The sequence below is a fragment of the Brevibacterium sp. Lmc1 genome (assembly GCF_057654315.1).
In genome coordinates, this window is sequence record NZ_CM172803.1 from 3,319,818 (window position 1) to 3,337,379 (window position 17,562).

General features: G+C 66.0%; 17 protein-coding genes. 7 read left to right on the forward strand and 10 right to left on the reverse strand.

The window, feature by feature from the left end:
* Positions 1-79 precede the first annotated feature (79 nt).
* Entirely contained in the window at positions 80-1,345 is a 1,266-nt protein-coding gene (gene aztD, locus AC239G_RS14860; protein ID WP_139468198.1) for a zinc metallochaperone AztD, read from the reverse strand.
* 172 nt (positions 1,346-1,517) lie between these two features.
* Here aztD and AC239G_RS14865 point away from each other — a divergent pair, with 172 nt between their 5' ends.
* On the forward strand, positions 1,518-1,871 hold the full coding sequence (locus tag AC239G_RS14865) for a nuclear transport factor 2 family protein (RefSeq protein ID WP_139468197.1): 354 nt from the start codon (positions 1,518-1,520) through the stop codon (positions 1,869-1,871).
* Positions 1,872-1,885: 14 nt separating this feature from the next.
* Here the strand turns inward: AC239G_RS14865 and AC239G_RS14870 are convergent, their stop codons facing one another.
* Positions 1,886-2,713, reverse strand: a complete 828-nt coding sequence (locus tag AC239G_RS14870; RefSeq protein WP_229663988.1) for a DUF981 family protein — start codon at positions 2,711-2,713, stop codon at positions 1,886-1,888.
* Positions 2,714-2,863: 150 nt separating this feature from the next.
* Entirely contained in the window at positions 2,864-3,784 is a 921-nt protein-coding gene (locus AC239G_RS14875; RefSeq protein ID WP_181270703.1) for a 3-hydroxyacyl-CoA dehydrogenase NAD-binding domain-containing protein, read from the reverse strand.
* A gap of 164 nt (positions 3,785-3,948) precedes the next feature.
* On the opposite strand from AC239G_RS14875, the gene AC239G_RS14880 reads away from it, so the two are divergent.
* Together AC239G_RS14880 and chrA are read left to right on the forward strand one after the other, a co-directional pair.
* Positions 3,949-4,812 carry a hypothetical protein gene (locus AC239G_RS14880; protein WP_139468195.1) on the forward strand — a complete coding sequence of 288 codons (864 nt, stop codon included), beginning with the start codon at positions 3,949-3,951 and terminating at the stop codon, positions 4,810-4,812.
* Positions 4,813-4,941: 129 nt separating this feature from the next.
* Complete coding sequence (gene chrA, locus AC239G_RS14885) at positions 4,942-6,276, forward strand: chromate efflux transporter (protein WP_482400701.1); 1,335 nt, start codon at positions 4,942-4,944, stop codon at positions 6,274-6,276.
* Between the two features lie 49 nt (positions 6,277-6,325).
* On the opposite strand, the gene AC239G_RS14890 is transcribed toward chrA, so the two are convergent.
* The 5 genes from AC239G_RS14890 to AC239G_RS14910 form a co-directional block, all read right to left on the reverse strand.
* A complete protein-coding gene (locus tag AC239G_RS14890) occupies positions 6,326-7,957 on the reverse strand; it encodes a long-chain-fatty-acid--CoA ligase (protein WP_139468193.1) in 1,632 nt (543 codons plus the stop codon).
* Positions 7,958-8,194: 237 nt separating this feature from the next.
* On the reverse strand, positions 8,195-8,956 hold the full coding sequence (locus tag AC239G_RS14895) for an enoyl-CoA hydratase (protein ID WP_139468192.1): 762 nt from the start codon (positions 8,954-8,956) through the stop codon (positions 8,195-8,197).
* 231 nt (positions 8,957-9,187) lie between these two features.
* Positions 9,188-9,760 carry a GNAT family N-acetyltransferase gene (locus AC239G_RS14900; protein WP_139468191.1) on the reverse strand — a complete coding sequence of 191 codons (573 nt, stop codon included), beginning with the start codon at positions 9,758-9,760 and terminating at the stop codon, positions 9,188-9,190.
* Entirely contained in the window at positions 9,760-10,947 is a 1,188-nt protein-coding gene (locus tag AC239G_RS14905) for a trans-sulfuration enzyme family protein (protein ID WP_139468190.1), read from the reverse strand. The genes AC239G_RS14900 and AC239G_RS14905 overlap by 1 nt, the downstream gene beginning before the upstream one ends.
* Before the next feature lie 176 nt (positions 10,948-11,123).
* The gene (locus AC239G_RS14910; protein ID WP_482400703.1) at positions 11,124-12,041 is read right to left on the reverse strand and encodes a LysR family transcriptional regulator; all 918 of its coding nucleotides are present in this window, start codon (positions 12,039-12,041) and stop codon (positions 11,124-11,126) included.
* Positions 12,042-12,127: 86 nt separating this feature from the next.
* Here AC239G_RS14910 and AC239G_RS14915 point away from each other — a divergent pair, with 86 nt between their 5' ends.
* Both AC239G_RS14915 and AC239G_RS14920 read left to right on the forward strand, forming a co-directional pair.
* On the forward strand, positions 12,128-13,264 hold the full coding sequence (locus AC239G_RS14915) for a YeiH family protein (protein WP_487489191.1): 1,137 nt from the start codon (positions 12,128-12,130) through the stop codon (positions 13,262-13,264).
* Positions 13,265-13,473: 209 nt separating this feature from the next.
* Positions 13,474-14,847 carry an SLC13 family permease gene (locus AC239G_RS14920; RefSeq protein WP_139468187.1) on the forward strand — a complete coding sequence of 458 codons (1,374 nt, stop codon included), beginning with the start codon at positions 13,474-13,476 and terminating at the stop codon, positions 14,845-14,847.
* A gap of 156 nt (positions 14,848-15,003) precedes the next feature.
* Here AC239G_RS14920 and AC239G_RS14925 read toward each other — a convergent pair whose 3' ends face one another.
* On the reverse strand, positions 15,004-15,591 hold the full coding sequence (locus AC239G_RS14925; protein ID WP_139468186.1) for a GNAT family N-acetyltransferase: 588 nt from the start codon (positions 15,589-15,591) through the stop codon (positions 15,004-15,006).
* Between the two features lie 165 nt (positions 15,592-15,756).
* On the opposite strand from AC239G_RS14925, the gene AC239G_RS14930 reads away from it, so the two are divergent.
* On the forward strand, positions 15,757-16,083 hold the full coding sequence (locus AC239G_RS14930; protein WP_139468185.1) for a GNAT family N-acetyltransferase: 327 nt from the start codon (positions 15,757-15,759) through the stop codon (positions 16,081-16,083).
* A gap of 63 nt (positions 16,084-16,146) precedes the next feature.
* Here the strand turns inward: AC239G_RS14930 and AC239G_RS14935 are convergent, their stop codons facing one another.
* Complete coding sequence (locus tag AC239G_RS14935; RefSeq protein ID WP_487489192.1) at positions 16,147-16,719, reverse strand: DUF2306 domain-containing protein; 573 nt, start codon at positions 16,717-16,719, stop codon at positions 16,147-16,149.
* Between the two features lie 121 nt (positions 16,720-16,840).
* Between AC239G_RS14935 and AC239G_RS14940 the strand changes: the two genes are divergently transcribed.
* Entirely contained in the window at positions 16,841-17,542 is a 702-nt protein-coding gene (locus tag AC239G_RS14940; protein WP_180345580.1) for a MerR family transcriptional regulator, read from the forward strand.
* Positions 17,543-17,562: the final 20 nt, after the last annotated feature.

Below are 17,562 nucleotides of genomic sequence, written 5' to 3' on the forward strand. Positions count from 1 at the left end.
CGCCGGTCGGGCCTGACCCGCCGGTCGGGCCTGTTCCGCCCGTCGGGCCTGTTTCGCCGGTCGGGCTCGTCCCGACCCCTCAGCCGGTGACGCCGGTGAGTTCGTTCGGTGCGTGCGGCAACGACTTCTCGGCCATCACCTCACCGGATTCGAGATCGACGATGTGGATCGTTTTCTCCGCCGGATCGCTGACGTAAGCGACCTCGTCCTGGACGAAGAGCGTCGGGCGGGCCTTCTGCCACTCGACGGGCTCTTCCCATTCGTCGATGACCGGGTACTCCTCCGTCACCGAGGCGGTCGCAGGGTCGATGATCTTCAGCTTCCCATCCGTGGACAGGACGACGCCTTCCCCTTCTGGTCCGCGGCCCAGTGACCGGAAACTGTAGGAGGCGCCGAGGTCGACGAGCGAGAGCTTGCCTGTCTTCGTATCCGTGACGCTCACCCGTTCGGGACGTTCGAGCTCGGCATCTTCGTCGACCTTGTAATCGCCGAGGATGTACTGCGATTCGTCGCTTCCGGACTGGTTGCCGATGCGACCGAAGGAGTCGGGAGCGTCGATCTTCTCGAACTTCCCCTCCTTGTACAGCAGGATTCCGTTCTCGCAGCCGAGCGCGATGACCTCGTCCTTCGCAGCGGCTTCGCCGTGGACTCCGGGGCACTCGTCGCTGCTCGCGATCTCTTTGCCGGAGCTGTCGACGACTTTCGCACCCGAGCGTTCGTCCTCGGTTCCGACGGTGTGCAGCATCGACCCGTCAGCGAGTTTCACGGCGACACCGTGGTGGGGTTCGTCGACCTCGGCGACCTGGGGCTTCGGGGCGCCGTCGGAGAAGTCCTCGGTGTCGAAGGTCTGGATCTTGCCGTCGCCGTCGCCGAAGAGCACGGTGGCCTCGCCGTGGTTGACGACGTGTCCGGGCAGTTCGGTGTTGAAGACGGTGTCGGTGAGCTGCGGGTCGGCGGCGTAGCTGTGGGTGTGGTCGCCGTGGGGCTGGGTCCAGACTCCGGCGTCGAAGAGGCGGAAGCCTTCGGCGACGGAGACCATGAGGTGGCGGCCGTCACCGACGGGATTGAGGCGGTTGAAGCCTTCGAGCTTCGTATCGTCGATGACGTCGAGAGTCGTCGCATCGAGAGTGAGGATCCCGCCGTCGTAGGTTGTCACGAGCCGCGGCTGGGCGGCGGCGAGCTCCTGGGCGTGCCCTGTGTCCTCCTTGTCGTCTGCGGCGCCTGCGGTCTTCTTGTCCGAACTGCCCGCGTCATAGTCGGTGGCGTCGTCGCCGGCTTGGCAGCCGGTGAGCAGCAGTGCAGAGGCGACCACCGCCGATCCGAGCATCGTGTGGTGTCGTTTCATTATTCGCACTCTCTAGTTAGTGAGACTCGTTATCATTAGCAGGTCGATACTAACCCGATAAGGGACAGATATGCGAAATGAGGTCGCCGTCGGCGACGAAGGGAGACCCGGCGGGCCAGCGAGGACCAAGGGCCGGCCCGACTATGACATGAGCCACTGTTACGGTAGTGCCATGGCCAGTGTGACTGAACTCGTGAAGCGCTACTACACCACCGTCGATGCCGGAGATGCGGACGCCACCTCGGTGCTGTTCGCCGCGGACGCCAGCTATGATCGGCCAGGCTATCCGACGATGGTCGGCCGGCAGATCACCGACTTCTACCATGGCGAACGCGTCATCGAGTCCGGTGCGCATTCGCTGCAGGAGATCCTCGTCGACGGTGATCGCGCTTCCAGTCGCGGTGTCTTCAGCGGTCGTCTCAAGGACGGCTCAGAGGCCTCGGTGGGCTTCGCGGACTTCTTCCTCTTCGACACCGAGGGCCTCATCGCCGAACGCACCACGTACTTCTACCAAGCAGCGGTCTGAGCCGCTGCGGCTGATCACATCGTGTTGACGATCAGTCCGATGTGTGTGTAGAAGTTCATCGCGCCGAAGAGGACGAACACGATTCCGGTGATCGTCCAGACCACGCCGGTCACGGAGATCGCAGCTCCACCGACTTGCGCGTCGACCGGGGTGCTCAGCACCTTGCGCACCGCGAAGGGGAACAGCACCGCTCCGAGACCGACCAGGGCGAAGAGCAGTGACATGAATGTGGCTTCGATGACCGGGTAGTCAGCAAAGGCACCGGAGATCGGCTCCTGCGGCGGAGCGGCGAAGAGCTGGTAGACCGTTCCCGCGAGTGCGATGGCGAAGAGGGCGAGTCCGAGCGCGGCGATGAAGATCGACAGCGGCTTCACCGTGCTTGCCGCCATCCCCAGCGGATCGGCATCGGCCTTGAGGTCGGCCCCGCGCTTCCACAGATACCAGGCAGCAGCGAGCATGAGCACGCCGAAGGCGAGGCTCGTCTCACCGAAGATGACGTTGTCGAAGGCGAATCCGCCCGCTGCCAGCGGCCAGGTCAGCGTCATGTGCAGACCGGTCAGGGTGAGGATGAGTCCCAGCACGCCGAAGATCAGCGCCCATCCGTCGGTGCTGAGCGCGTGTCTGCCTCCACGCCATTTCGATCCTGCGCTGTCACCGACTCCGGCCGTCCCTCCGGCACGGCGCAGTTCCCGGTAGAACAGGACGACGGCGAGCAGTCCGGCGCCGACCGCCACTGACATGATCGTGTTGTAGGTGGGCATCGTGGCCCAATCGATCATTCCCGGCGACTCGACGCCGGTGAAGAATCCGCCCATGGTGATTTCCTCCTGAGGTGATCGCATTGCGGCATCCGGGGCAGGTTGCCCCGAAGCCCCAATGCACTTGCTCTTATGACAACGCTGAGAATCACCTCAAAGATTCCTTATTCGTCCTGGTGAGAGTGTCTGACTCGTCACCAATACGGGCCAACGGTCACCACGTGGGCAGACGTCTCAGTGCCACTGACCGCGGGCCTCGAGCACCGCCTTCTGGATCCGATCGCGGACGGCCGCTGCCTGTGGGGTCGGGGTCTGGCCATAAGCGTCTTCGACCTGTTCGAAGACGTCTTCCATGCCTGCGGGATCGATATCGACCGGCAGGTCCTCGATGGCGGCGAAGGCCGGTCCGATATGGTCCATGAAACCCCGGATCCCGGCCTCTCCCCCGCCGAAGTGCATGCCTTCGAACTGGCCGATGGCCGACCAGCGCAGACCCAGCGAATTCTTCATCACCGTGTCGAGCCCCTCGGCAGTGACGACGCCGTTCTGCACGAGCGAGATCGCCTCTTTCATCAGCGCGTTCTGCAGCCTGTTGCCGACGAATCCGCGGATCTCGCGCCCCAGCACCACCGGTTCGCGCCCGCAGCTGCGGTAGAACTCGACCGCGGCCTCCACGGTCTCCTGGGAGGTCTGCGGCGACGGCACGACCTCGACGAGAGGCATGAGGTGCGGTGGATTGAACGGATGGCCGACGATGACGCGGGAGGCCGCGGACTCGGGCAGTGCGGCCGCGATCGTTGAGGCCGGGATCGTCGACGACGATGTGGCGAACACGGCCCCGGCCGGAGCCGCCTCGGCGATCTGAGCGAACAGCACGGGCTTCGATTCCGGATCCTCGGGACCGGATTCCTGGACGAAGACGACACCTGCCACCGCGGCCTCGACGGATTCGGCGAGTTCCACGGTGCCGACTTCAGAGGCCAACTCATCTTCGGCGGAGGCATCAGCGGTGACGTCGGCCTGTAAGCCGGCGACCACCTCGGCGAGGTCGGGACGCGGGTCGAAGACCCGCACCGTGTACCCGCTGCGGGCGAAGAGGAAGGCGAACGATCGGCCGATGGTTCCGGCGCCGATAACGGCGACTGTTGAGCTCATGCGACCAGGCTATACCCGCCCCACCTGCTCGAGCGGCGGAGTTCACTGTGGCGTGCGAGGGCATTCACCCAAGCGTGCGGCGGCAGACACCGGCCCGTTCGCCGTAGTCGAATCGTTGCCGTGTGCCTCCCGCCGAGGTCGCGTCCTGGTGGCACAATGTCACCATGAGCGCGAACCCAGAACTGAGAACAGTGGACTCGGAGATCATCGCCCTGGCGGAGGACGAATACGCCGCCGCGGCCGAGACCGCACGCATCGAGGTGCGCGAGATCCACACCGCCGACGAGGCGGCCAAGGCCTCACTGCTGCTCGACGAAGTCTGGAACGTTGACGAGACCGGCACGAACGTGTTCGAACCCAGCCTCATCATCGCCTTCGCCCACGCCGGCAACTATGTCTCCGCTGCGTACAGCGTCGACGAACCCGACGAGATGATCGGTGTGACCATCGGCTTCTTCGGCCAGCCTCTGGGTTCGGTCATGCATTCGCATATCGCCGGAGTCCGCCATCAGATCATCGGCCGCGGGGCCGGATCCGCGATGAAGCTGCACCAGCGTCTGTGGTGCCTCAACCTCGGCATCACCGAGATGACCTGGACTTTCGACCCGCTCATCGCCCGCAATGCGTACTTCAACTTCCAGCGTCTGGGCGTCGGCATGGTCGAATACCTCGAGGACTTCTACGGGCAGATGCGCGATGGGGTGAACTCCGGCCAGGCCAGCGACCGGATGATGGTGTCCTGGCCGCTCGACCGTCCGGCACGCGCCTCGGTCGTCGATCCCGGATCGGCGTTCCCCTGCCTGCGCGCCGATGACGACGGGGAGCCGCTGCTGAGCGAGGTTCCGAAGGAGACCGAGTTCGTCTCGCTGGATTTCCCCTCCGACATCGAGGACCTGCGCGGACAGGATGCCGATCTCGCCAGCCGCTGGCGACTGGCGCTGCGCACGGCGCTGACCGGGCTCGTCGGCGACGGCTGGGTCGTCGACACCTGCCTCAAGGGCGGCACCTACCTCCTCCACCACCCCTGAGCGTTCACCTTCGCTGCCCGTTCGCCCGGCGCGGCGAGCCTGCTCGCACTGCCGGCAGCTGTCCCGTTCACCTCGGCGTCACCTGATACGTGTTCACTGAGGTGTTCACCTGAGCGAAGCGGAGGACCGATGAACAGTGATACGGCGGCCACACAGCCGCCTGGTCCGGCCCCCCTCGCCGAGGTGGCCGGATCGTTCCTGCGTCTGGGCCTGACGTCGTTCGGCGGTCCCGTCGCCCACCTCGGGTACTTCCGCGAGACCTTCGTCAGCCGCCGTTCTTGGCTGGACGACCGTGAGTACGCCGACCTCGTGGCCCTGTGCCAGCTGCTGCCCGGCCCTGCGTCGAGCCAGGTCGGCATGGGACTCGGGCTGCGCCGTGCGGGCCTGCCCGGGCTCGCGGCCGCGTGGGTGAGCTTCACTCTGCCGTCGGCGATTCTGCTCACCCTCTTCGCGTTGGGGCTCTCGGCCTTCGGTGACCTCGGGGATGCCGGGTGGCTGCTCGGGCTCAAGGCCGCCGCGGTGGCCGTCGTCGCCGGTGCCGTGCAGTCGATGGCGAAAACTCTGACCCCGGATGCTCGTCGTGCGAGCATCGCCGCTGCCGCCCTCACCCTCATGCTCGTCATCCCGGATTCGATGGTGCCGACGGCGCTCATCCAGATCGCCGCGATCGTCCTCGGCGGAGTTCTCGGCCTCGTCTGGCTGAAACGGCCCGACGAAAGTGGGAAAGAGCAGGAAGCCTCCGCCGAGGCGGCCGCACCCTACACAGCGGTCGATTCCAATTCAGTTTCCGCCTCCGAGTCAGCAGCTGCCGCGGTCGGGCCCCATTCCCCCGAGAGCCGCATCGCCTCCCGCGGTGCCAGACGGTTGGGCATCGCCTCCCTCATCGCCTTCGCCGCTCTGCTCCTCGGACTGCCCGCGCTCACCGCGGCGACCGGGGATGCGACCATTCGCCTCATCGATATCTTCTATCGGGCCGGGGCCCTGGTCTTCGGCGGCGGTCATGTCGTCCTGCCGCTGCTCGAGGCCGAACTCGTGCCCACCGGTCTGGTCGGCCACGACACGTTCCTCGCCGGCTACGGTGCAGCACAGGCCGTTCCCGGTCCGCTGTTCACCTTCGCGGCGTTCCTCGGAGCGTCGATGACGACGGGACCGAGCGGCATCCTCGGTGCCGGTATCGCCCTGTTGGCGATCTTCCTTCCGGCGGGTCTGCTGGTCGTCGGGATCCTGCCGTTCTGGGAACGGCTGCGTGCCTGGGAACCGGCGACGGCGGCACTGACCGGAGTCAATGCCGCCGTCGTGGGGCTGCTGGGGGCCGCGCTCTACGATCCTGTGTTCGTCGAGGGGATCACCTCGCCTGCGACCCTGGCGCTGGCCGTCGCCGCCTTCGTCGCCGGGACCATGTGGAAGGTCCCGGCGTGGACGACGGTGATCGGCGCCGGGGTGCTCGGCTGGCTGCTGCTGTGATCGGTCAGGCCCGGGGCTCGACCGATCGCTGCCCGGATCAGCCTTGTGATCAGGACTGTTCCCAGTCCTTGCGCAGCAGCTTCTTGTCGAGTTTGCCCACCGAGGTGCGCGGCATCTCCTCGACCACCCTGACCTCGTCGGGCATCTGCCACTTGGCGAAACGAGCACTCAGCGTTTCGACGATCGAGTCCCGGGTCACCTCGGCGCCGGGGTTGGCCACAACGTAGGCGACGGGACGCTCATCCCACTTCTCGTCGGGGACGCCGATGACGGCGGCCTCGCTGACGTCGGGGTTGTCGAGGATCGCGTTCTCCATGTCGATCGACGAGATCCACTCGCCTCCGGACTTGATGACGTCCTTGAGTCGGTCGGTGATCTTCAGGTAGCCGTACTGATCGATGGTGCCGACATCGCCCGAGCGCCACCACCCGTCGAGGAACCGGTCGGCGTTGTCGGGCAGCTGGTAGTAGGACTCGGTGATCCAGGGTCCGCGCATGAGGAGCTCGCCCATGGACTTTCCGTCGCGTGGCAGCTCATTGCCCTCGGGGTCGACGGTCTTCATTTCAACACCGATGATCGGCAGGCCCTGCGAGCGCTTGAGGTCCCACTTCTCTTCCTCGTCGAGGTCGAGACCGGGACGGATCTTCCAGTTCGTCGACGCCAGCGGGGTGGTTTCGGTGGCACCGTAGCCGTGGATGACGTCGGCCCCGGTGACCTCCTTGAACCCGCGCATCATGGACAGCGGCGGCTCGGACGACCCGGAGACGAGACGGACGCCGCTGAGGTCCGGGGCCTGCGGCATCTTCTTCATCATCTGCAGCATCGGCCCGAAGATGGCGGGGGCGCCGTTGGCCAGGGTGACCTTCTCCTCGACGAAGGCTTGGGCGATGGCACCGAACTCTTCGGCGGCGAACTTGCCGGGCAGGACGAGCTTGGCGCCAGCGGCCACGGCGTTCTGCGGGAAGCCCCACGACAGCACATGGAACATCGGGGTGATGGGCATGACGCAGTCGTCGAAGTTCGCGTGGAGTGCGGCCAAACCGCCCATCGTGTGCAGGTAGATCGACCGGTGCGAGTAGTACACGCCCTTGGGGCGGCCGGTGGTGCCGGTGGTGTATCCGGCGTAGGCGGCGGTCTTCTCATCGACAACGGGCCAGTCGTAGGTCTCGGGCTTGTCGGCGATGAGGTCTTCGTAGGAGACGACGTTGGTCAGGCTCGTCTCGATCTCGGCGATGGGTTTGTCGGTCATCACGACCCAGCCCTTGACGTCGAGCTTCGGGGCCAGCGATTCGGCCACGGTCAGCAGCGATTCGTCGACGAAGATCCAGTCCGACTTCGAGTGGCTGACGACGTAGGCGAGGTCCTCGGGAGCCAGGCGCAGGTTGAGCTGAAGCATGGTCGCGGCCACACCGGGCACGGCGAAGTAGAGCTCGAGGTGGCGGCGAGAGTTCCAGTCGAGGACTCCGACCATGGAGCCGGCACCGACGCCGAGGTCGGCGAGGCCGTGCGCGAGCTGCGCCATGCGCTTGAACTCGTCGGCGTAGTTCGACCGGCCCCAGGATCCGTCCGAACGGCGGTAGACGACCTCGGCATCACCGAAGACGGTGGCTGCATGGCGGATGAGGCTGGTGGTGTTGAGCTGGTAGCTGTCGCCCAGGGTGGACGGAATTCCTGTCAGCATGAGACTCCTTCGTTCGTGCTCCGGTCCCTCCTCGTCGCTGTGGCTGCGACGGGAGAAGAATCGTGATCGCCGGTTTCGTGGTGGGCGGTCGTCACCATCACATCAGGTGCGGAGGCGGTGCGGATGCAGATGCCTTGATTCGTGGTCAAACAGTTATCAACCGGTCTGCGGTCCGGCCGCTATGGACCAGCGTGCGGTCTGGCAGTCATGAACCGTTTCGTCCGCGCCGACCCACAATCATTCCCCGGTGAAGCCGGGTGCCCTCTTGTCGAGGAAGGCAGCGACCCCCTCGGCGAAGTCGTTGCTCGCACGCAGCGCATCCTGTCCTTCGACCTCGCGGGCGAAGGACGCGTCGAGTTCGGCCAGGCTGGCCCGGTTGATCGCTCGCTTCGAAGCTGCCAGGGCACGGGTCGGGCCCTGCGCGAAGACCGCGGCGACTTCTCCGGCACGTTCCAGGTGGCTTCCAGCCGGAACGACCTCGCTGGCCAGTCCCCAGTCGAGGGCGTCGGCGGCCTGCAGCTTCTCTCCGGTCAGCGCCAGGCGCAGGGCCCGGTGGCGTCCGGCCGAGGCGGCGACCAGGGCGGTCGAGCCCCCGTCGGGCATGAGCCCGATCTTCGTGAACGGCAGCATGAGATAGGACTTCTCGCTCATCACCAGATAATCGCAGGCCAGGGCGAGGGAACATCCGATGCCGGCGGCTGGTCCGGACACAGCCGCGATCGTGGGGATGGGCAGGTCGAGGATCGCGGCGATGATCCTATTCGCTCCGGCGAGGTCGATGCCTTCGCGCTTCGCCACTCCACCCTGCAGGTCCGCACCAGAGCTGAAGGACCGTTCATTGCCGGTGAGGATGATGGCGCGGGAGTTCGCGGCCGCCTCGGTGAACGCGGTGCCGATGGCTTGGAATGTCTCCTCGTTGAGCGCGTTGAGGCTCTCCGGACGGTTGATGGTCACGGTCGTGACATCGCCGCTGACTTCGGTGAGAACGCTGGTGGACAATGCGACTCCTTCGTACGAATCCGATGATCCGGGTAGCTTTCGGGGCTTCTGCTTCCGTCCGCGCTCAGGCAGGCCGAAGCATCTACCGTCACTTTAACGTACGTTAAGTTGATCTGCGTCACAGACCCGAGCAGCTTCGTTCTTCGCCGAGAAACGGGTCAAGCGTCGAGAAACGCCCGCGCACACCCGTGTCTCGACACGCAGCCCGTTTCTCGGCGGAATGCGTCGTGCTCAAGCCAATGTGGCGCCGAGCTGGGCGGCGGTGAGGTTCCGGTCGGCGAAGACCAGGCGGACGGCAGTCGGGTCGGGATTGCCGGCGTCGGGTGCGCGGTGAACGAGGTCGAGGCCGAGTCTGCGAGCGACCTCCGCCGAGGCGGTATTGGCCTCGAGCAGATACGCCACGACCGGCAGCTCCGGGTCGATGTCTGCCGCGGCCTCCATCGCCTCCCGCGAGACCGCTGTCGCCAAGCCACGCCCCTGCGCTTCGGGCCGGAACCGGTATCCGAGGTTCCAGAACGCTCCGGGTGTGCCGCGTGAGGCACCGGGGCCGGAGACTCCGCGCAGCGAGCAGCCGCAATGGCCGAGGATGTCCCCGCCCGGTTTCTGCCTGACCATCCAGGGTCCGATTCCGTCGAGTTCCCACTGCGAGGCCAGTCGGACGAGGATCGCTTCGGCCTCTTCCTCATCGGTCAGACGGCCACTAGGCAGGTGCGTCCAGACCCGCGGGTCGGAGTCGATGGAGAAGAACTGGTCGAGGTCGTCCGCGCTGGGTCGGTCGAGCACATAGTCGGGCGTCTGCCTCATCAGGCAAGGGCCGCCTCGAGGTCGGCCCAGAGGTCGTCGAGGTTCTCGATGCCGACGCTCAACCGAATGAGCCCCTCGGGCACTGTCGCCGGTTCCGAGGGGTGTCGGCGGCGCCGTTCGATGAGGGATTCCACCCCGCCCAGGGAGGTCGCCGGCGTCCACAGTCGGACCGCCTCGGCGATGGCGGTGGCCTTGTCCGCGGTCGCGAGGGTGAAGGAGATGATCGCGCCGAATCCGTTCATCTGCGCGGACGCGCGGGCGTGGCCGGGGTCGTTCGGCAGGCCCGGGTAGCGGGTTTCGACGACGGCCGGGTGGGCGGCGAGGCGCTCGGCGATGACCTGGGCGTTGGCCTGCGCGCGGTCGAGGCGCACCGCCAGGGTGCGCAGTCCGCGCAGGGCCAGCCAGACCTCGAAGGGACCGGCGATTCCGCCCCGCATGGATCGTTCCGTGTGCAGTTCTTCGCGCAGTCCGGTGCTGCTGGTCACGACCGCACCGAGGACGACGTCGGAGTGCCCGGCGAGGTATTTCGTCACCGAGTGCACGACGATATCGGCGCCCAGGTCGAGCGGGGTCTGCAGCAGCGGGGTGGCGAAGGTGTTGTCGACGGAGACGAGGAATCCACGGTCCTTGGCTGCCGCGGTCAGCGCGGGAACGTCGGCGACCTCGAGCATCGGGTTCGTCGGCGATTCGATCCACAGCATCCCCGGGGATGCGGCTTCGCCCGCCGTCGCGTGCCCCGCTTCGTCGAGGGCGGCGATGACCGCCTCGGTGTCGGCGATATCAACGGTGACGAGGTCGAAGTTCTGCCGCCCAGCGATCTGTTCGGCTGAGGCGAGCGCTCCCTGGTAGCTGTGGGTGGGGATGATCAGGGTGCCTCCGGCGGGCACGAGGCTGATCACGGCCGAGATCGCCGCCAGGCCGGAGCCGAAGACCAGTCCGGGCAGGCTCGCGTGTTCGAGCTGACCGAGCGCCTCTTCGAAGGGCGTCCATGCGGGAGTGTCGAAGCGGGCATAGGCATAGGGCGAGTTCGAGATGTCGCCCGCGCTCACGAAGGTCGAGGACAGATCGATCGGCGGGTTCACCGAGGCGCCATCGACGCGCTGAGGTCGTCCGGTCTCGACGACGATGGTGTCCGGAGCGAACTCGGGATGACGGGCGGGAGAGGAGGCTGGCTCGGGCTGTGTCATGTCCCCAATATATGCCTCACCGCATCACACGGAATCGACAGCGATATTTCGGACACTTTTCCGAAACTCTGAAGGGTTCGCCCGGTGTCCGCTGCTTCGGACGGCGCGGAGACTTCGACCTGCTCGAGCCCCCTTCACTTAGGCCCCTTCACTCGGGTCCCGTCGTTCGGATCCTGTCACTCGAGGCTGTACACCATGTGCTCGAGCAGCAGACGTGCCCCGGGTGACTGCCGCCGGCTCCTGGCCCATACGGCGTGGAGTTCGCGGGTGAGGTCGACGTCGTCGGCCACCGGCAGCGGCACCAGACGCCCCGCCCGGAAATCATCGCGCAGAGCGAGTTCGGACAGCACGGCCGGGGCCACGGATGTGGCGGCGGCGATGCGCAGGGCGGAGTTCGATCCGTACTCCCCCGCCACGCGCACTCCCCCAGCTCCGACCAGTGCCGCGTCGATGACTTCCCTGGTGCCCGAACCGATCTCACGTACCAGCAGCGGCACCTGCGCCAGCTCCTCGGCGCTGATCGGCTTCGTCCAGGCGTGAGCGAAGTCCGGGGCACAGGCGATCATGAGTCGGTCACGGCCGACCTCCTCGGCGTTGAGGTCCTGCGGCAGGGACACGGATTCGATGAGCCCGAGGTCGCAGGTCTGCCGGCGCACCCGGTCGATGACGGTCGCGGAGTTCTCCACCGACAGACCGATGTCGATCGTCGGGTGTGCGGCGCGGAAGGTCGTGAGGTGGTGGGGCATGAGGTATTCGGCGACCGTCAGAGAGGCGCTGACCTTGACGGTTCCGGCGCGGGCGTCCTGGATGGCGCGGGCCCCGGCGTAGAGCGTGTCGTAGGCTTCGATGACCTTCGATGCCCATTCGGCGACGGCGCGGCCCTCGACGGTGAGTTCGGTGCCCCGCGGAGAGCGCCGCAGCAGCGGCACCTTGAGATCGCGTTCGAGGTTGCGCAGGCTGCGGGAGGCATTCGGCTGGGCGAGATCGAGCTTCGCCGCGGCCTGGCCGATCGACCTGGCGTTGCCGCTGAGGGCCACCAGCAGCCCCAGAGCCTGGAGCTCGGGCCAGTTCTTCATATTCCCGAGGTCGTGCATATGCTCATCATGACATATCAGATCCATATGGGTTGCTAAGAAATCACCGTCTACTGCGACCGTGCAGGCGTTGACAGACTGAAGTCATGAACCGCTTCGTCTCCCTCTTACCCGGACTCGCCGTCGCCGCTGCGGCCACGGCCGTCGCGTGGCCGATCTCCATGCTCGCTCCCGTGCTCTCACCGCTGCTCGTGGCGATCGTGCTCGGAATCCTTCTGGGCAATCTCGTGCCCAACCTGCCCGAGGCGTTCATGCCCGGATTCAACTTCGCCGCGAAGCCGCTGCTGCGCCTGGGCATCGTCGCCCTCGGCGCGCAGGTGGTGCTCGGCGACATCCTCGACCTCGGGTGGCTGGTTCTCGTGCTAGCCGCCGTCATCGTCGCCGCCGGAATCCTCTCGGCCCTGGCCCTGGCCGGACCGCTCAAGGTCGACCGCCCCCTGGCCGTGCTCATCGGCAGCGGATTCGGCATCTGCGGTGCCGCTGCTGTCGCCGGAGTCGAGTCGACTCTGAAGTCGAAGAAGGAGGATGTGGCGGCCGCGATCGGCCTCGTCGTCCTCTTCGGCACGCTGATGATCGCGATCGTGCCCGGACTCTCGACCGCCCTGGGTCTGTCCCCGGAGACCGCCGGAATGTGGGGCGGTGCCGCCACCCATGAGGTCGCCCAGGTCGTGGCGATCGGCGGGATCATCGGCCCCGCGGCCCTCGAGATCGCCGTCCTCGTCAAACTCGCCCGCGTCATCATGCTCGCCCCCACTGTCGCCGTGTTCAGCTACGCAGTGCGCCGCAGCGAGGACAGAGCACTGACGAACACCAGCACCGAGGCGACCGCCGGTTCCACCGAGACCTCCGCAGCCGCAGGCCGGGGTGGAGAGAGCAAGGGGTCGGGCGCATCGGCCGCGGGGGCAGTGTCGACCGGTGGGCCGGTGTCGATCGCGGTGAAGCAGACTCCGGCGCAGGGCAAACGTCCGCCGATCGTTCCGCTCTTCGTCGTCGGCTTCCTCATCCTGGCGGCCCTGCGCACCTTCGGCCTGCTGCCCGAGATCGCGGTCACCGGTCTCAGCTGGATCCAGACAGTATGCCTGGCGATGGCGATGTTCGCCCTCGGCCGCGGAGTGCAGTGGCGATCACTGAAGAACCTCGGCGCCCGACCGATCGCCCTGGCCGCACTCGTCACGATCATCGTCGCCCTCATCGCCCTCGGCGGAGCCATCCTCCTCACCTAACCCCTCCCCAATTGCTACCTGACGGCGGCCCAGCAACCTCGCGCGAGGTTGCTGGGCCGCCGTCAGGTAGCAATTGGGGAGGATTCTCCGTATATCGGGACTTTCCGACGGTTCGGACACGCCTCAGCGGTACCCGCCGGTAACACTGGTAGTCTCTCAGCGAATCAGCCAGCGATGCTCAGTGTCGCTTCAGCCTTCGCAAGGACATCATGCTCACTCAGATCATTGCTCTGCTCATATTCGTCGCCCTCTTCGCCATCGGCGCTGTCCGCGGCGTGCAGATCGGCGTGCTCATGCTCGTCGGCGCGGCCGGTACCGGGCTCCTCTTCACCGATATGGCCATCGACGACATCATCGCCGAGTTCCCCTTGGACATCATGATCCTGCTGGCCGGGGTCACCTATTTCTTCGCGATCGCGCAGGAGAACGGGACCGTCGACAAAATCATCGACTGGGCCCTCGAACGCGTCGGATCCTCGGCGGTGCTGCTGCCCGCGGTGTTCTTCGTCATCACGGGCTGCATTGCGGCCATGGGTGCCCCACTGGCCGGCCTCGTCATGATGCCGGTGGGCATGCAGGTCGCCCGCAAGTACGGCGTCGACTACGCGCTCATGGGACTGGCGATCTGCTTCGCCATCGGCGCCGGCGGCTTCGCCCCGACCAGCCTCTACGGAATCGTCACGTACTCGACCGCCCACGATGCCGGCATCGACCTCTCCCCATTCCTGCTCTTCGGAATCGCCGTGGCCGTCTACCTCGTTATGCTCGTCGTCGCCTACTTCATGTACGGTCGATCGCTGTTCTCGAAGACGACGGTGGCGGCCGCCGATCATGCTTCGGCCGGGAGTGCCCAGTCGAAGATCTCCCGCGGCTCCGCCTCGGCGTCGAGTGTCGCCTTCGGTGAGGATGACGAAGACGAAGCTCTCTTCGACTCCTCCACCACCGACGTGGCGGGAGAATCCAAGCCGTTCACCTTCGTACAGATCCTCACCGTGATCTTCATGGTCGGCCTCATCGGCACCGTGGTCGTGCTCGCGGCCCTCGGTCAGGAACCGGACATCGGCCTGCTCTGCTTCATGTTCGGAGCGATCCTCGCGCTCGTCGACCCGAAGACGGGCAAGGCCGCGATCCCGAAGATCGACTGGCCGACCGTGCTGCTCGTCGGCGGCATCATCACCTTCGTCGGCGTGCTGCAGAACATGGGAGCCGTCGACCTGCTCGGCGAAGGCGCCGAGTCGATCGGTTCGCCGCTCATCGCCGCCTTCGTCCTCTGCATCGTCGGCGGCTTGGTCTCGGCCTTCGCGTCGACGACGGGCATCCTTGCTGCGCTCGTGCCGCTGGCTCTGCCGCTCATCGCCGCGGGCGGCGTTCCCGGCTGGGCACTCATCGCGGCTCTGGGCGTGTGCTCGGCGGTCGTCGACGTCTCACCGTTCTCGACGCTGGGTGCCACGGTCGTCGCGACCGCCCCGGTCGGGGACAAGCCGCGCCTGACCCGCATCCTCGTGAAGTTCGGCATGTCGATGGTCGTCATCGGACCGGTCGCGCTCGTCGGCGGCCTCGTCGTGCCCGCCATGATGTTCTGAGGCCGGGCTCTCGGGCAGGCCCCAGAGCCTCCAAGAATAGGTCAGCATCGGACACTTTTCTCCAACAGAAGTGTCCGATGCTGACCTATTCTCCGACTGCAACCCGTTCTTCGGCTGCAACCCGTTCTTCGGCTGCAACCACGCTTCTGCCGCCCCTCAGCTCAAGGGCTTGGCCAGCAACACGAATTCCAGGTCGTCGACCTTCGGCAGACCGAAGCGTTCGTCGCCGTAGGGGAAGGGCTCGATTTCGCCGGTGCGCACGTAGCCGCGGCGCTCGTAGTAGGCGATGAGTTCGTCACGCTTATTGATCACGCTCATCCGCATCGACGTCGCACCCCAATGTTCGGCCACCCACGCCTCGGCGAGGCCGATGAGCAACGACCCCAGCCCTTTGCCCTGTCCCAGCGGAGAAACGGCGAGCACCCCGAGGTAGGCGGCCCCGTCTTCGGGCTCTCGCACATAGACGCTGGCCACGGCGCGACCCTGATCATCGCGGGCGAGCAGGATCTGGGAGTCCGCCTCGGCGAGCATGTCCTCGGCCATCGGACCGTCGAGCCGTTGTCCCCCGAGCAGGTCCGCCTCGGTGGTCCACCCCTGTTTCGATCCCTCGCCGCGGTAGGCCGAAGACACGAGCTCGACGTAGTCGGGAATGTCGGCGGACGTCAGTTCGGTGACCTCGAATCCGACTGCGCGCAGCTTCTGGCGGTGCGCGTCGACCAGGGTCGCCGAGGGGTGTGCGGTCATAGGTGGGACTCCTTCAAGATCGTCCGGTCGGCTGCGTCAGACCAGGCTAGTCGCTTCCTCAGAAACAGAACTATAGTGTCAGTTGTCAGGACAGCGGCGATCGCCGATCGAACGCCGACGACCATCGCGCAGTGCCGCCGGCACGGACATTCGGGAGGAATGACCATGGACATCGACATCTCGGGAGAGACCTTCACCATCACCGAGGATGCTGCGGCCAAACGCTTCACCGTCTCCCACTCCGGAAAGGTCATCGGTCTCGTCGATTACATCGACCGTGAGGCGAGTGCCGATGACACCGCCGACGGCCCGGTGCGCATCTTCACCCACACCGAGGTGTCCCCCGAGTGGGGCGGCCGCGGCTTGGCCGCCAAGCTGGTGCGCTATGCACTGGAGACCAGCGCCGAGGAGGGGCTGAAGTTCCGGACGACGTGCTCCTACGTGCAGAATTTCCTGGTCAAGAACGACGAGTTCGACAAGTTCGTCGCCTGAGCGTCACGCTCGGTCTCGTCAGCTCCCTGCCCGGGGACGTCAACTCGCACCCCAGAGTCGTCATTACGCAGTGACCGGGCCTGCTTCGCTTAATTTCGCGGGCGTCAGCGGTTCGCCGCTGGCGCCTTCTTCTGCATTGCCCACGATGTTCGCGCTCTCGACGATCTCCTGTTGACGGTCGTATCCGGAGACGAAGCGCAGGACGAAGATCGCCCAGGCGGTGACTGCCACGATGACCGCGGCGACGAGTGACCACAGCAGTCCTGGGTCACTGACTGCCAGCTGTGGGATCTCTCGTCCGGGGACTGCAGCGGCAAAGATGCCTGCAATCAGTGCACCCAGATAGGAGCCGACCATCATTCCGATGTGGCGGCGGACATTGCCACGGCGGATCGCGATGACGCCGAGCGTGGTGGAGATGAAGGTCCAGATCGCCAGGGCGTGGAAGAGCGTGAAGGAACCGGTGAGCGAGTAGATGAACATTCCGCTGGTGCACACGAAGTACATGAGAATGACCCAGGACCGTCCGATGAAACGGTGCTTGCGGTCCTTGGTGCGGCGGATGATCTGGATGGGTCCCAGCAGGACGGCACCCGTGGCGGCGATGGCATGGATGGCGATGAAGAGTGAGAACATGTCATTAAGATAGTGTCACTAACCAAGTGTGGCAACGTGGATAGTGAACGCCGCTTCCACTATCCATTCACCGTCGTCGAGGACGAAACCTGCAGAAGCAACCCGCAGAAGGAGGGGCACAGTGAAGCTCAGCGCATTGGCAAAGGCCGCCGGCGTCTCGGCTGCGAGTATCAAGTACTACATCCACGAGGGGCTTCTGCCGCCTGGACAGAAGAAGAATGCGACGACGGCCGTCTACGACGCGACGCATCTGCACCGGCTGGCGCTCATCCGCTGGCTGCGCGAGGAGCTGGCCACTCCAATCGCCGACATCGCCGAACTCACCCGCGCCATTGACGACGAATCGCTGCCGACGATCGAGCTGATGGGCGTATGCCAGGAGCTCGCCTTGCGCGTGAATTCCGGACTGCCCGCCTCGGCGCAGCGCGCACCGGGTTCCCCGCCGTTCGCCCTGCGGGCCTCCGGAACACATCCGACCGCAGTCTCCCCCACCCCTGACCGCTTCGATGATCTGGTCTCCGAGGTGATCGACCGCCTCGGCTGGCCCGATGAGGAATCTGCAGCGAGGAATGCACTGGCACGTGTTGTCGCGATGGTCGAGGCGGGTGGATACCCGGTCACCGTCGATTCGATCGTCGCCCAGTGCCGGGCCATTGCCCCTATCGCTCAGTCTCATGTCCGCCCGATCAGCGTCGAGCACAGTCGCGACAGGGTCTGCCTGAGCGTGATCCGCGGCATCACGATGTCCAATCGTCAGCTCATCGCCGCGAGTGCGCTGGCTCATGCGTCACTGTCGATGATGTCGCGCGGCCTCGATGACTGACCGATTCTTACGCCCAATCC

Bases quoted from the DNA above. Each gene is read 5' to 3' on its own strand.
- AC239G_RS14910 (WP_482400703.1), bottom strand. From the start codon at position 12,041: ATGCACGACCTCGGGAATATGAAGAACTGGCCCGAGCTCCAGGCTCTG.
- AC239G_RS14930 (WP_139468185.1), top strand. From the start codon at position 15,757: ATGGACATCGACATCTCGGGAGAGACCTTCACCATCACCGAGGATGCT.
- AC239G_RS14870 (WP_229663988.1), bottom strand. From the start codon at position 2,713: ATGCGATCACCTCAGGAGGAAATCACCATGGGCGGATTCTTCACCGGC.
- AC239G_RS14865 (WP_139468197.1), top strand. From the start codon at position 1,518: ATGGCCAGTGTGACTGAACTCGTGAAGCGCTACTACACCACCGTCGAT.
- AC239G_RS14880 (WP_139468195.1), top strand. From the start codon at position 3,949: ATGAGCGCGAACCCAGAACTGAGAACAGTGGACTCGGAGATCATCGCC.
- AC239G_RS14935 (WP_487489192.1), bottom strand. From the start codon at position 16,719: ATGTTCTCACTCTTCATCGCCATCCATGCCATCGCCGCCACGGGTGCC.
- AC239G_RS14875 (WP_181270703.1), bottom strand. From the start codon at position 3,784: ATGAGCTCAACAGTCGCCGTTATCGGCGCCGGAACCATCGGCCGATCG.
- AC239G_RS14915 (WP_487489191.1), top strand. From the start codon at position 12,128: ATGAACCGCTTCGTCTCCCTCTTACCCGGACTCGCCGTCGCCGCTGCG.
- AC239G_RS14900 (WP_139468191.1), bottom strand. From the start codon at position 9,760: ATGAGGCAGACGCCCGACTATGTGCTCGACCGACCCAGCGCGGACGAC.
- aztD (WP_139468198.1), bottom strand. From the start codon at position 1,345: ATGAAACGACACCACACGATGCTCGGATCGGCGGTGGTCGCCTCTGCA.
- chrA (WP_482400701.1), top strand. From the start codon at position 4,942: ATGAACAGTGATACGGCGGCCACACAGCCGCCTGGTCCGGCCCCCCTC.
- AC239G_RS14920 (WP_139468187.1), top strand. From the start codon at position 13,474: ATGCTCACTCAGATCATTGCTCTGCTCATATTCGTCGCCCTCTTCGCC.
- AC239G_RS14925 (WP_139468186.1), bottom strand. From the start codon at position 15,591: ATGACCGCACACCCCTCGGCGACCCTGGTCGACGCGCACCGCCAGAAG.
- AC239G_RS14890 (WP_139468193.1), bottom strand. From the start codon at position 7,957: ATGCTGACAGGAATTCCGTCCACCCTGGGCGACAGCTACCAGCTCAAC.
- AC239G_RS14905 (WP_139468190.1), bottom strand. From the start codon at position 10,947: ATGACACAGCCCGAGCCAGCCTCCTCTCCCGCCCGTCATCCCGAGTTC.